The following is a 12,630-nucleotide window of genomic DNA, read 5'->3' as shown; positions in this document are numbered from 1 at the left end:
TACACCCTGGGCAGCGGCTTCATCCCCGCCCCCAACCACGCCGGCGGCCTGCGCTACCACGGCATGAGCCCCATCCTGTCCAAGCTCTACCACGACGGGTACATGGAGGCGGTGAACTATCAGCAGACCCAGGTCTTTGAGGCGGCGGTGTTCTTCGCCAAGCACGAGACCATCCTCCCCGCCCCCGAGTCGGCCCACGCCATCAAGGGCGCCATAGACGAGGCCCTCAAGTGCAAGGAGACCGGCGAGGAGAAGAGCATCCTCTTCGGCCTGACCGGCACCGGCTTCTTCGACATGACCGCCTATGAGAACTACCTCAGCGGCAAGATGACCGACTACGTGCCCACCGACGCCGACCTCCAGAAGGGCTTCGACTCCCTGCCCGACATCCCCCAGAACAAGAACATCTGAACACAGGCAAGCCCCCGGGCCGCAGAGCGGTCCGGGGGCTTATTCTGCAAAGAGGGGACGGCGCGATTCCTGCGCCGTCCCCTCTTCCGTTTTCTGAATCAGAGCACCTTGCGGATGCGCTCCACGGCCTCCACGGTGGCGTCCGCGCCGCCGAAGGCGGTGAGGCGGATGTAGCCCTCGCCGCTGGGGCCGAAGCCGGCGCCGGGGGTGGTGACCACGTTGGCCTGGTGGAGCAGCTTGTCGAAGAACTCCCAGGAGCCCATGCCGTCGGGAGTCTTGGCCCAGACATAGGGGGAGTTCTCGCCGCCGGACACGGTCAGGCCGGCGGCCTTCAGGCCGTCGAAGATGACCTTGGCGTTGCGCTTGTAGAAGTCGATGTTCTCCATGACCTGGGCGTGGCCCTCGGGGGTGTAGATGGCCGCCGCGCCCCGCTGGACCACGTAGGGCACGCCGTTGAACTTGGTGCACTGGCGGCGGTTCCACAGGGCGTTCAGGCTGGCGCCGTCCCGCTCCAGGGCCTTGGGCACCACGGTGTAGGCGCAGCGGGTGCCGGTGAAGCCGGCGGTCTTGGAGAAGGAGCGGAACTCGATGGCGCAGGTCTTGGCGCCGGGGATCTCAAAGATGCTGTGGGGGATCTCCGGGTCGGAGATGAAGGCCTCGTAGGCGGAGTCGAAGAGGATCACGCTGCCGTTGGCGTTGGCCCAGTCCACCCAGGCCTGGAGCTGGGCGCGGGTGGCCACGGCGCCGGTGGGGTTGTTGGGGAAGCAGAGGTAGACCAGGTCGGCCTTCTCCGCGAGGATGGCGGGAGAGAACCCGTTCTCCGCCACGCAGGGCATGTAGACCAGGCGGCTCCACTTGCCGCTCTCCTCGCTGAAGTCCCCGGCCCGGCCGGCCATGGCGTTGGTGTCCACATACACGGGGTACACCGGGTCGCACACGGCCACCACATTGTCGGTGCCGAAGATGTCGCCGATGTTGCCGCAGTCGCTCTTGGCGCCGTCAGAGACGAAGATCTCAGAGGGGTCGATCTCCACGCCCCGGGCGTGGTAGTCGTGGACGGCAATGGCCTCCCGGAGAAAGTCGTAGCCCTGCTCAGGGCCGTAGCCGTGGAAGCCCTCCACCGTGGCCATCTCGTCCACAGCGGCGTGCATGGCGGCAGTGACGGCGGGCACCAGGGGGCGGGTCACGTCGCCGATGCCCAGGCGGATCAGCTTCTTGTCCGGGTTGGCGTCGGCGTACACCGACACGCGGCGGGCGATCTCGGAAAACAGGTAGCTGCCGGGCAGCTTCAGGTAGTTGCGGTTAATGGTGGTCATATGCATCCTCCGTATCTGCTCCGCCCCGGGGTCTCCGGGCGGAAATTTTCTGCTGTAACGCATTACATCAGCTTAGCAGGCACTATTATATCCCTTTTTTCCCCCGGACACAACGGTAATTTTACTGTTCCTGGGAAATTTCTCCTTCAAAGACGGTCACCGCCGGGCCGGTCATGTAGAGGTGGCCGTTCTCCTCCGCCCAGCGGACTTCCAGCTCTCCGCCGGGCAGGCGGACCGTGGTGTGGCGGGACACCAGTCCGGCCTGGGCGGCGGCGGTCAGGGCGGCGCAGGCGCCGGTGCCGCAGGCCAGGGTCTCGCCGCTCCCCCGCTCCCACACCCGCGCCTTCAGGCCTCCCCGGTCGTCCGGCTGGACGAACTCCACGTTCACCCGGTCCGGGAAAGCGGGGTGGTACTCCAGCGCAGGCCCGATCCTGGCCAGGTCCAGGGCGTCCACCCCGCCGCAGAACACCACCGCGTGGGGGTTGCCCACCGACACGGGGACCGCCTGCCATGTTCTCCCCGCCGCCATCAGCTTCACCGGCGGCGACAGCTCCGGCCGCCCCATGTCCACCAGCACCGACTGTACTTTTCCGTCCCGGAGAAACAGCTCCAGGTAGCGCACCCCCGAGGCGGTCTCCACCGTCAGAAGGGAGGTCTTTCGGGTCAGCCCCTTGTCGTACACATACTTGCCCAGACAGCGGATGCCGTTGCCGCACATGGCCCCTTCCGAGCCGTCGGCATTGAAGATCCGCATGCCGAAGTCCGCCCGCTCCGACGGGCAGATGCAGATCAGCCCGTCCGCGCCCACGCCGAAGTGCCGGTCGGACAGCCGGACCGCCAGCTCAGGCAGATTGTCCGGCACTCCGCCGGTACAGTTGAGATACACGTAATCATTGCCCAGACCCTGCATTTTGGTAAAGCGCATGGCTCTCTCCCCCGCCGCCCCGCCGGATTTCCGGCGGGACACCCTGCGGGGGCGGTCCCCCCGGAGCGGGGCCGTACCCCTTATCCCTATGCGCCGCAGTCCTCGCTGAGAACCCGCCGGGCGGTCTCCAGCAGGCGGGAACCGCTGTCCATGCTCCGCTTCTGCAGGTAGCGGTGGGCCTCCTCCTCGGTAAAGCCCCGGCTGGCCATCAGGGCCGCCTTGGCCTGCTCCACCACCGCCTTCTCCTCCTCGCTGCGGTGGGGCCGGGTCATCTTCTCCAGCCGGTGGCCCACCTGGAGCAGCAGCCGCACCGAAGCGATCAGATCCCCGCGGGACACCGGAGAGGCCAGCTTGAAGATGTCGTCGCTCTCACACAGGTCCAGCATGCCCTGGTTGGCCACCATCAGCATGGCGCAGAACGGGGGGAGGTCCTCAAACAGCTGCTCGGCGGACTCGTCATGGAATTTGTAGCCGCAGACCACGGCGGAGATGTGCTGCTTGCTCACCACCCGCTTCACCTCGGCGGCGCTGCGGCAGACCACGCAGGAGGCGGTGCCCGAGCTCTCCAGGATCTCCCGGATGCGCCGGCCGCTCTCTTCCTTTGCAAAGGATACGATTATCTTTTCCATGTTCGGCTCCGCTCCTTCTCATGGGGGAGTATGCGCCGGGGGGACGGCGCGTCTTGTAACGCCCCGTCCCCCGGTTTTGCCGGCAGTGCCGGAGCTGTGATTCTGTTTTGCTCAATGGTTCATGATATGCTTCTCTCTCCCGGGAGGAGGCACGGGTGCGGTACTCCTGGGGGAAACCGGTTCCCCGCAAGGCCCCCATGCCCTTCGAGGAGGTGGATCAATAGTTGATGATATACTTTTCCCGCTCCCAGGAGGACACACGGGTGCGGTACTCATCCCACTCTTTTTTCTTGCCCTCGATGTAGTTGTTGGCCACGTGCTCGCCCAGGGTATCCAGCACCAGCCGGTCGCCCTCCATCAGGCGGATGGCCTCCTCCAGAGAGCCGGGCAGGCTGGCGATGCCGTGGGCCTCCCGGGTGGCCGGGTCCATGGCGTAGATGTTCTGGGTGATCTCCGCCGGGGGCACCAGGCCCTTCTCGATGCCGTCCAGACCGGCGGTCAGGCACACGGCAAAGGCCAGGTAGGGGTTGCAGGACGGGTCGGGGGAGCGCAGCTCCACCCGGGTGGCCTGGCCGCGGGAAGCGGGGATGCGGATGAGGGCGGAGCGGTTGGAGGCCGACCAGGCCAGATAGCAGGGGGCCTCATAGCCGGGCACCAGCCGCTTGTAGGAGTTGACCAGGGGGTTGGTGATGGCGGCCATGCCGGGCACATGGCGCAGCAGGCCGGCAATGAAGCTGTACGCCTCACGGGACAGGCCCCGCTCGTCGTTGGGATCGTAGAACACGTTCTTGCCGTCCCGGAACAGGGACATGTTGGTGTGCATGCCGGAACCGGCCACGCCGAAGATGGGCTTGGGCATGAAGGTGGCGTGGAGGCCGTTCTTCTGGGCCAGGGTCTTGACCGCCAGCTTGAAGGTCATGATGTTGTCGGCGGTGTGGAGGGCGCCGGCGTATTTGAAGTCGATCTCGTGCTGGCCCTCGGCCACCTCGTGGTGGCTGGCCTCGATCTCGAAGCCCATCTGCTCCAGGGCCAGGCAGATCTCCCGCCGGGTGCCCTCGCCGTGATCCAGGGGGCCCAGGTCGAAGTAGCCCGCCTCGTCGTTGGTCTTGGTGGTGGGCTTGCCCTCGTCGTCGGTCTGGAACAGGAAGAACTCCGCCTCAGGGCCCACGTTGAAGGTGTCAAAGCCCATGTCCCGGGCCTTCTGGATGGCCCGCTTCAGCACGTCCCGGGGGTCGCCCACAAAGGGGGTGCCGTCGGTGTTGTACACGTCGCAGATCAGCCGGGCCACCTTGCCGTGGCCGGGCCGCCAGGGGAACACGCGGAAGGTCCGCAGGTCGGGATACAGGTACTGGTCGGACTCGTCGATGCGGACGAAGCCGTCGATGGAGGAGCCGTCGAACATGCACTGGTTGTTGACGGCCTTCTCAATCTGCGAGGCGGTGATGGCCACGTTCTTCAGCTGGCCGAAGATGTCCGTGAACTGGAGGCGGATGAACTCGATGTCCTCCTCCCTGACAATGCGAATGATGTCTTCCTTCGTGTGAAGGTGGGTCATGGTGCGCGTCCCCTTTCATCCTCAAAAAATCGTTTTCCTATACGTCCAATCGAAAAAAGGCGCTCCGGTCCCCTGAGGGGTCGGAACGCCTTCGTTCTCAGCCAATGATATGCGGATCAGCACTTCGGCGCCGACTGTCCATGATTCTGACTCGTTTTCGCCCCGTCGGGCGGATATCCGGGCAGACCCTGCGGCCGAATCCTGTCAATATACTGTTCTGCACCGGAAGAAAGCGGGACTCCGTCGCCCCGCAAATTCTCCTTTGACATACTACCACACCCGAAGCAAGTTGGCAATCGGCAAAATCATCTGCTTTTTCCGCCAAATGTCTGAAATTTCCGTTCTTGTTGACTAGGAAAGGCCGCCGCCCGGGCTCCGCTCCCTCTCCCGGAATTTTTCCCCGTACCCCCTTGACAAATCCAGTTAGCCGTTGTAAACTCATGCCATCGAATTAGTTAGCGCAAGCTAATTACCGCATCAGGGAAATCTTTCAGCCGGGAGGCGTATTTATGATGCCGCTTACAATGGCAAAGACCGGTGAGACGGTCACCATCCGGAAAATCACCGGGAAGGACGAGGTCCGCCTGCATCTGGCGGAGCTGGGATTTGTGGTGGACGGTACGGTCACGGTGGTCAGCGAGATCGCCGGCAACCTGATCCTTCAGGTCAAGGACAGCCGGATCGCGTTGGACAGGACCATGGCCAACCGAATCATGATTTGAGAGGAGCAGGGATATGAGAACACTCAGGGACGCAAAGGTGGGCGACACGGTCACCGTCGCCAGGCTCCACGGCGAGGGCGCCGTCAAGCGCCGCATCATGGACATGGGCATCACCAAGGGGGTGGTCATCCATGTGCGGAAGGTGGCCCCGCTGGGGGACCCCATGGAGCTGAACGTGCGGGGCTATGAGCTGAGCGTGCGCAAGGCGGACGCGGAGATGATCGAGATTCAGTGATGCGTGTGTCTTTCTCAGCGCCGGCGGCAGAAGCCGCCTGTTCTTTGGCAGTATAGTTAGCAAATGCTAATGGAAAGGGAGTAGCAAGATGGAGTACAAAATCGCGCTGGCGGGCAACCCGAACTGCGGCAAAACCACGCTGTTCAACGCCCTGACCGGCTCCAGTCAGTATGTGGGCAACTGGCCCGGCGTCACCGTGGAGAAGAAGGAGGGCAGGCTGAAGGGCCACAAGGACGTGGTCATTCAGGACCTGCCCGGCATCTATTCCCTCTCCCCCTACACGCTGGAGGAGGTGGTGGCCCGGAGCTATCTGGTCAATGAGAAGCCCGACGCCATTCTCAACATTGTGGACGGCACCAACATTGAGCGCAACCTGTACCTCACCACCCAGCTCATCGAGCTTGGCATCCCGGTGGTGGTGGCGGTGAACATGATCGACCTGGTCCGCAAGAACGGGGATAAGATCGACCTGGACCGCCTGGCCGGCGCCCTGGGCTGCCAGGTGGTGGAGATGAGCGCCCTGAAGGGCGAGGGCGGCATGGCCGCTGCGGAAAAGGCCCTGGAGCTGGCCAAGACCCACCAGTCCGGCGAGCTGCCCCACGTGTTCACCGGCAGCGTGGAGCACGCCATCGCCCACATTGAGGAGTCCATCCAGGGCAAGGTGGACGACCGGTATCTCCGCTGGTACGCCATCAAGGTCTTTGAGCGGGACGAGAAGGTGCTGGAGCAGCTGGGCTTGTCCCCCGAGCTGAAAAAGCACCTGGAGCTTCACATCACCGACTGCGAGCACGAGCTGGACGACGACGCCGAGAGTATCATCACCAACCAGCGCTACTCCTACATCAGCTCCGTGGTGGATAAGGCAGTGAAGAAGAAGCACGCCGCCCACAGCCTGACCGTCTCCGACAAGATCGACCGGGTTGTCACCAACCGCATCGCCGCCCTGCCCATCTTTGTGGCCGTCATGCTGCTGGTATACGCCATCTCCATGGGCGGCTGGACCGTCTCCATCGGAACCCACCTCACTGACTGGGCCAATGACGGCCTGTTCGGCGACGGCTGGTTTGTCCCCTTCACCGCCGATACGGATGCCTGGGACGAGGCTTCCGGCGCCTGGGAGGAGGCCTCCGCCATCATCGCGGCCCACGACGCGGGCGAGTCCGCTGCCTACCTCTACGACGACGAGTCCGGCGAGACCACCACCCTTGCGGTCAATGAGGAGACCTATCAGGCCGCCCTCACCGTGGCCGAGCCCGACCCCAGCGACTACGGCACCTGGGTGCCCGGCCTGCCCGTCCTGGCGGAAAACGGCCTGACCGCCATCGGCTGCAACGAGGTGCTCCAGTCCCTGATTCTGGACGGCATCATCGGCGGCGTGGGCGCGGTGCTGGGCTTTGTGCCTCAGATGCTGGTCCTCTTCCTGCTGCTGTCCATCCTGGAGGATGTGGGATATATGGCCCGCGTCGCCTTTATCATGGACCGGATCTTCCGCCGCTTCGGCCTGTCCGGCAAGAGCTTTATCCCCATGCTGGTGGCCACCGGCTGCGGCGTGCCCGGCATCATGGCCTCCCGCACCATTGAGCAGGAGCGGGACCGGAGAATGACCATTATGACCACCGGCTTCATCCCCTGCGGCGCCAAAATGCCCATCATCGCCCTGTTCGCCGGAGCGCTGTTCGGCGGCTCGGCCTGGGTGGCCGTCTCCGCCTACTTCATCGGCGTAGCGGCGGTGATTATCTCCGGCATTATCCTGAAAAAGACCAGGATCTTTGCCGGCGACCCCGCCCCCTTTGTCATGGAGCTGCCCGCCTATCACGCCCCCGCCGCCGTCAACGTGCTGCGGGCGACCTGGGAGCGGGGCTGGTCCTTCATCAAGCGGGCCGGCACCGTCATCCTCCTCTCCTCCATCATCCTCTGGTTCCTCCAGGGCTTCGGTTTTGTGGACGGCGTGTTCCAGATGGTGGAGGACAACAACGACTCCCTGCTGGCCGCCGTGGGCCACACCGTCGCCTTTATCTTCGCGCCCCTGGGCTTCGGCACCTGGCAGGCCACCGTGGCCACGGTCACCGGCCTCATCGCCAAGGAGGAGGTGGTCTCCACCTTCGGCGTCCTGTTCCCGGGCAACCTCACCATGGATATGGCCGCCGCCTTCACGCCGATTGCCGCCTACTCCTTCATGATCTTCAACCTGCTGTGCGCCCCCTGCTTCGCCGCCATGGGCGCCATCAAGCGGGAGATGAACAACTGGAAGTGGACCCTGGGCGCCATCGGCTACATGTGCGGCTTCGCCTATGTGGCGGCCCTCATGGTCTACCAGCTGGGCGGCCTGCTGACCGGCGCTGTGTCCTTCGGCGTGGGCACCGTGGTGGCTCTGGTCCTTCTGGCCGGACTCATCTACCTGCTCCTGCGCAGAAACAAGTATGAGGACCGTCCTCTGGGCGCCCGTGCTGTCAGCGCGGCAGCCAAGTAACTACATATCACTGGGGCGGACGGCTGAGCCATCCGCCCCGGCCACTCCCCGAAAGGAGCTGTTCACTATGGCAGATATCATCATCGGTCTCATCATCGCGGCGGTCTGCGTGGCCATCATCGCCAGAGGCATCCACAACCGCCGCCAGGGCAAGCACAGCTGCTCCGGCTCCTGCGGCAGCTGTGGGTGCGGCTGCAGCGGCTGCGCCTCCTCCGGCACATGCCGCACCGGACAGACCGCCTCCAAATAACCGGCCTGTGAAAAAACCGGCGCTCCAGACTGGAGCGCCGGTTTTCTATGTTATTCCTCTGGATTTGCCCCGCAGATGCCCAGCACAAAGGCCCGCAGGGCGTTCATCCGCTCCGCCTCGTCCTCCGGCCAGGGGCTGTCCCCCATGTGGTCGGCCAGCAGCACGGGCAGCTGGTAGTTGTACACCTCCTGGGCCACCTCCATCTCCGCGCCGTCCACCATGTGGTCGGGGCCGCCGTTGACAATGATGCCCTTCAGGTTGGGCAGCTGGTCCAGCTCCCCGGCGGTGATGCTGTGGGGGTAGAGGGCGCTGTCCACCCCCAGAGACCGGATCTCCGCCAGCAGCCGCTCGTTCTCCCGGCTGCCCAGATTCAGCACTGCGATCATATCTCGCGCCATGGGCACGACCTCCTTTTATCTGTTCTGCGCCGTCCGGTCCCAGTCCACCGCCACCCACTGTGCGTTGGGCACGTTGAAGCGGTAGAGGGCCTTGTTGTCAAAGGGCACGCCGGCACGCCAGCCCAGCACCGCCCGGATCACCGCGCTGTGGCACACCGCCAGAGCGGTCTCCCCCGGCCCGGCGGCAATGGCGTCCAGCACGGGGAGAATCCGCCGCAGGGCGTCCCCCAGGGACTCCCCGCCGGGCGGCGCCACCTTCATCCGGTCCTCCTGATAGGCCTCGTATTCCTCCGGCCACTTTTCCTCGATCTCCGGCCAGGTGTAGCCCTCCCATTCCCCGAAGCTCACCTCCCTCAGGTCGTCCACCGGGATGGGGGTGAGCCCCAGATGGCGGCAGACGATCTCCGCCGTCTCAAAGGCCCGGCGCTTGGGGCTGGCGTAGCAGATGTCGATCTTCTCCCCGCTCTCGGCCAGACGGCGGCCCAGCTCCTCCGCCTGGCTTCTTCCCTTTTCATTCAGTTCCGTATCGCTGGCGCCCTGGACGCGCCCGACCGCATTCCAGCCGGTCTCGCCGTGGCGGGCCAATATAATTCTCATGGGCAAATCTCCATTCTCTCTTTACAGCATCCGCTTCAGGTACTGCCCCGTGTAGGACCCCTCGCAGGCCGCCACTTCCTCCGGCGTGCCGGTCACTACAATATTTCCGCCGCCGTCGCCGTTCCCACCCGGCTTCCGCCGGGCGGGAGCCCTGTCTCCTTTTATCTGCACGGGCGGAATGAATCCGCCCGGCATCAAGGTTTTGGCCGCAGGCCAAAACGCTTGTTGTGGCGGCGACGGCGCGGCATTACAGCATACGCTTCAGGTACTGCCCCGTGTAGGACCCTTCGCAGGCCGCCACTTCCTCCGGCGTGCCGGTCACCACGATATTGCCGCCGCCGTCGCCGCCCTCGGGGCCCAGGTCGATGATATAGTCGGCGGTCTTGATGACGTCCAGGTTGTGCTCAATGACCACCACCGTGTTGCCCACCTCCACCAGCTTCTGGAGCACCTCGATGAGCTTGTGCACGTCGGCGGTGTGGAGGCCGGTGGTGGGCTCGTCCAGAATATAGATGGTCTGGCCGGTGCTCCGCTTGGACAGCTCGGTGGCCAGCTTCACCCGCTGGGCCTCGCCGCCGGACAGGGTGGTGGAGGGCTGGCCCAGCTTGATATAGCTCAGGCCCACCTCGTACAGGGTCTGGAGCTTGTTGTAGATGCGGGGCAGGTTCTCGAAGAAGGGCAGGGCCTCCTCCACGGTCATGTCCAGCACCTCATAGATGTTCTTGCCCTTGTAGCGCACCTCCAGGGTCTCCCGGTTGTACCGCTTGCCCTTGCACACCTCGCAGGGCACGTAGATATCGGGCAGGAAGTGCATCTCGATCTTGATGAGGCCGTCGCCCTGGCAGGCCTCGCAGCGGCCGCCCCGCACGTTGAAGGAGAACCGGCCCGGGCCGTAGCCCCTGGCCTTGGCGTCCTGGGTGGAGGCGAACAGGTCCCGGATGTCGTTGAACAGCCCGGTGTAGGTGGCCGGGTTGGACCGGGGAGAGCGGCCGATGGGGGACTGGTCGATGTCGATGACCTTGTCCAGGTACTGCTCCCCCTCAATGCCCCTGTTCTTGCCCGGCCGCAGCTTGGCACGGTTCAGGTCGGCGGCCAGCTTCTTGTATAGAATCTCGTTGACCAGGCTGGACTTGCCCGAGCCGGACACGCCGGTGACGCAGGTGAAGGTGCCCAGGGGGATGGACACGTCGATGTCCCGCAGGTTGTTCTCCGCCGCACCCTTGATGGTGAGCACCTTGCCGTTGCCCTTCCGGCGCTGGGTGGGCACGGGGATCTTCTTCCGTCCGGACAGGTAGTCGCCGGTGATGGAGCCGGGGGTGTTCATGACCTCCTCGGCTGTGCCCGCGGCCACCACGTATCCGCCGTGGACCCCCGCGCCGGGGCCGATGTCCACGATATAGTCGGCGGCCCGCATGGTGTCCTCGTCGTGCTCTACCACCAGCAGGGTGTTGCCCAGGTCCCGCAGGTGCTTCATGGTGGCAAGCAGCATGTCGTTGTCCCGCTGGTGGAGGCCGATGGAGGGCTCGTCCAGAATATAGAGCACCCCCATGAGGGAGGAGCCGATCTGGGTGGCCAGCCGGATGCGCTGGCTCTCGCCGCCGGACAGGGTGGCCGCCGACCGGCTCAGGGTCAGGTACTGGAGGCCCACGCTCTGGAGAAAGCCCAGGCGGCTCTTGATCTCCTTGAGGATACGCTCGGCAATGAGCATCTGCTGGTCGGTGAGGGTCAGGTGGTCGATGAAGTCCAGGGCGTCGGTCACCGACTTGCGGCAGAACTCATCGATGTTGATGCCCCCCACCGTCACCGCCAGGGACTCCTTGCGCAGCCGCCGGCCGCCGCAGTCGGGGCAGGGCCGCTCGCTCATGCACTCCTCCAGCTCCCGGCGCACCGCGTCCGACTGGGTCTCCCGGTAGCGGCGCTCCAGGTTGTTGCAGATGCCCTCAAAGGGCTGGTACAGGGTGCCCTGGCCCCGCTCCCGGTCGTAGGTCAGCTTCAGCTTCTCCCCCTTGGTGCCGTAGAGGATGATGTCCATCACCTCGGCGGGCAGGTCCTTCACCGGGGTGGTCAGCTTGAATTTGTACTGCTTGGCCAGGGCGTCGAAGTACATCCGGGAGATGGAGTCCCCCTTGATGTTGTTCCAGCCCGAGGCGGTGATGGCCCCGTCCAGAATGGACAGGTCCTTGTTGGGGATGACGATGTCCGGGTCCACCTTCAGCTGGGCGCCCAGGCCGGTGCAGGTGGGGCAGGCGCCGAAGGGGTTGTTGAAGGAGAACATGCGGGGGGTCAGCTCCTCGATGGAGATGCCGCAGTCCTCACAGGCGTAGTTCTGGGAGAAGAGGATGTCCCGGTCCTCCCCCACAATGTTGATGACCACGATGCCCCCCGCCAGGTTGGAGGCCACCTCCACCGAGTCGGTGAGCCGCTGGGTGATGTCCGGCTTGATGACCAGCCGGTCCACCACCACCTCGATGTTGTGCTTCTTGTTTTTGTCCAGCTTGATCTCCTCGGTCAGGTCGTAGATGGACCCGTCCGCCCGGACGCGGACATAGCCCGACTTGCGGGCGTCCTCAAAGATCTTCTGGTGCTCGCCCTTCTTGCCCCGGATGACGGGGGCCAGCACCTGGATGCGGGTGGCCTCGGGCAGGGTCAGGACCTGGTCGATGATCTGGTCGATGGTCTGCTGCTTGATCTCCTTGCCGCACTTGGGGCAGTGGGGGGTGCCCACCCGGGCCCAGAGCAGACGGAGGTAGTCGTAGATCTCGGTCACCGTGCCCACGGTGGAGCGGGGGTTCTTGGAGGTGGTCTTCTGGTCGATGGAGATGGCGGGGCTCAGGCCGTCGATATAGTCCACGTCCGGCTTCTCCATCTGGCCCAGGAACATCCGGGCGTAGGAGCTGAGGGACTCCACATAGCGGCGCTGTCCCTCGGCGTAGATGGTGTCAAAGGCCAGGGAGGATTTGCCCGAGCCGGACAGACCGGTGAGCACCACCAGCTTGTCCCGGGGGATCTCCACGTCGATGTTTTTCAGGTTGTTCTCCCGGGCGCCTTTGACGTAAATATGGTCCAGCATAGTCGTTGGTTCTCCTTTGAATTGCTCTGTTCTCGATTGTTATCCGGCTGTG

At 64.6% G+C, this 12,630-nt stretch carries 12 protein-coding genes and 1 pseudogene; 5 read left to right on the top strand and 8 right to left on the bottom strand.

The window, feature by feature from the left end; all coding sequences use genetic code 11:
- Positions 1 to 411 (top strand): annotated as a pseudogene (locus Q0K23_RS07635) (TrpB-like pyridoxal-phosphate dependent enzyme); the annotation flags it as partial.
- A 98-nt stretch (positions 412 to 509) separates the two neighbouring features.
- Here the strand turns inward: Q0K23_RS07635 and Q0K23_RS07630 are convergent.
- The 4 genes from Q0K23_RS07630 to glnA form a co-directional block, all read right to left on the bottom strand.
- Positions 510 to 1,727, bottom strand: a complete 1,218-nt coding sequence (locus tag Q0K23_RS07630) for an LL-diaminopimelate aminotransferase (protein ID WP_294520166.1) — start codon at positions 1,725 to 1,727, stop codon at positions 510 to 512.
- Positions 1,728 to 1,848: 121 nt separating this feature from the next.
- Positions 1,849 to 2,652, bottom strand: coding sequence for a diaminopimelate epimerase (dapF, locus tag Q0K23_RS07625; RefSeq protein ID WP_294520163.1), 804 nt, complete (start codon positions 2,650 to 2,652; stop codon positions 1,849 to 1,851).
- An 86-nt stretch (positions 2,653 to 2,738) separates the two neighbouring features.
- Positions 2,739 to 3,281, bottom strand: coding sequence for an ANTAR domain-containing response regulator (locus tag Q0K23_RS07620; protein WP_294520161.1), 543 nt, complete (start codon positions 3,279 to 3,281; stop codon positions 2,739 to 2,741).
- 217 nt (positions 3,282 to 3,498) lie between these two features.
- Positions 3,499 to 4,836, bottom strand: coding sequence for a type I glutamate--ammonia ligase (gene glnA / locus Q0K23_RS07615; protein WP_294520157.1), 1,338 nt, complete (start codon positions 4,834 to 4,836; stop codon positions 3,499 to 3,501).
- 509 nt (positions 4,837 to 5,345) lie between these two features.
- Between glnA and Q0K23_RS07610 the strand changes: the two genes are divergently transcribed.
- The 4 genes from Q0K23_RS07610 to Q0K23_RS07595 all read left to right on the top strand — a co-directional run bounded on the left by Q0K23_RS07610 (position 5,346) and on the right by Q0K23_RS07595 (position 8,513).
- Entirely contained in the window at positions 5,346 to 5,558 is a 213-nt protein-coding gene (locus Q0K23_RS07610; RefSeq protein ID WP_294520154.1) for a FeoA family protein, read from the top strand.
- A gap of 13 nt (positions 5,559 to 5,571) precedes the next feature.
- Positions 5,572 to 5,793, top strand: coding sequence for a FeoA family protein (locus tag Q0K23_RS07605; protein WP_294520151.1), 222 nt, complete (start codon positions 5,572 to 5,574; stop codon positions 5,791 to 5,793).
- A gap of 88 nt (positions 5,794 to 5,881) precedes the next feature.
- Positions 5,882 to 8,263 (top strand): ferrous iron transport protein B, encoded by a 2,382-nt coding sequence (gene feoB, locus Q0K23_RS07600; RefSeq protein ID WP_294520148.1) that lies wholly within the window; start codon positions 5,882 to 5,884, stop codon positions 8,261 to 8,263.
- A gap of 67 nt (positions 8,264 to 8,330) precedes the next feature.
- Positions 8,331 to 8,513 (top strand): FeoB-associated Cys-rich membrane protein, encoded by a 183-nt coding sequence (locus Q0K23_RS07595; protein WP_294520145.1) that lies wholly within the window; start codon positions 8,331 to 8,333, stop codon positions 8,511 to 8,513.
- Between the two features lie 50 nt (positions 8,514 to 8,563).
- Here the strand turns inward: Q0K23_RS07595 and Q0K23_RS07590 are convergent, their stop codons facing one another.
- The 4 genes from Q0K23_RS07590 to uvrA form a co-directional block, all read right to left on the bottom strand.
- Positions 8,564 to 8,911 carry a hypothetical protein gene (locus Q0K23_RS07590; protein ID WP_294520115.1) on the bottom strand — a complete coding sequence of 116 codons (348 nt, stop codon included), beginning with the start codon at positions 8,909 to 8,911 and terminating at the stop codon, positions 8,564 to 8,566.
- 15 nt (positions 8,912 to 8,926) lie between these two features.
- Positions 8,927 to 9,508, bottom strand: a complete 582-nt coding sequence (locus tag Q0K23_RS07585; RefSeq protein WP_294520112.1) for a histidine phosphatase family protein — start codon at positions 9,506 to 9,508, stop codon at positions 8,927 to 8,929.
- Between the two features lie 21 nt (positions 9,509 to 9,529).
- Positions 9,530 to 9,679, bottom strand: a complete 150-nt coding sequence (locus Q0K23_RS07580) for a hypothetical protein (protein WP_294520109.1) — start codon at positions 9,677 to 9,679, stop codon at positions 9,530 to 9,532.
- Positions 9,680 to 9,755: 76 nt separating this feature from the next.
- On the bottom strand, positions 9,756 to 12,578 hold the full coding sequence (uvrA, locus tag Q0K23_RS07575) for an excinuclease ABC subunit UvrA (protein WP_294520105.1): 2,823 nt from the start codon (positions 12,576 to 12,578) through the stop codon (positions 9,756 to 9,758).
- Between the last annotated feature and the right edge of the window lie 52 nt (positions 12,579 to 12,630).

Origin of the sequence: uncultured Pseudoflavonifractor sp. (genome assembly GCF_944387275.1) — a bacterium.
GTDB lineage: Bacteria > Bacillota > Clostridia > Oscillospirales > Oscillospiraceae > Pseudoflavonifractor > Pseudoflavonifractor intestinihominis.
Note: the sequence above shows the minus strand (reverse complement) of the source record. Positions and strands in the feature narration are given on the sequence as shown.

Coding starts and splice junctions, on each gene's coding strand:
- Q0K23_RS07595 (WP_294520145.1), top strand. CDS start 8,331: ATGGCAGATATCATCATCGGTCTCATCATCGCGGCGGTCTGCGTGGCC.
- Q0K23_RS07610 (WP_294520154.1), top strand. CDS start 5,346: ATGATGCCGCTTACAATGGCAAAGACCGGTGAGACGGTCACCATCCGG.
- Q0K23_RS07605 (WP_294520151.1), top strand. CDS start 5,572: ATGAGAACACTCAGGGACGCAAAGGTGGGCGACACGGTCACCGTCGCC.
- dapF (WP_294520163.1), bottom strand. CDS start 2,652: ATGCGCTTTACCAAAATGCAGGGTCTGGGCAATGATTACGTGTATCTC.
- uvrA (WP_294520105.1), bottom strand. CDS start 12,578: ATGCTGGACCATATTTACGTCAAAGGCGCCCGGGAGAACAACCTGAAA.
- Q0K23_RS07620 (WP_294520161.1), bottom strand. CDS start 3,281: ATGGAAAAGATAATCGTATCCTTTGCAAAGGAAGAGAGCGGCCGGCGC.
- Q0K23_RS07630 (WP_294520166.1), bottom strand. CDS start 1,727: ATGACCACCATTAACCGCAACTACCTGAAGCTGCCCGGCAGCTACCTG.
- Q0K23_RS07590 (WP_294520115.1), bottom strand. CDS start 8,911: ATGGCGCGAGATATGATCGCAGTGCTGAATCTGGGCAGCCGGGAGAAC.
- feoB (WP_294520148.1), top strand. CDS start 5,882: ATGGAGTACAAAATCGCGCTGGCGGGCAACCCGAACTGCGGCAAAACC.
- Q0K23_RS07585 (WP_294520112.1), bottom strand. CDS start 9,508: ATGAGAATTATATTGGCCCGCCACGGCGAGACCGGCTGGAATGCGGTC.
- glnA (WP_294520157.1), bottom strand. CDS start 4,836: ATGACCCACCTTCACACGAAGGAAGACATCATTCGCATTGTCAGGGAG.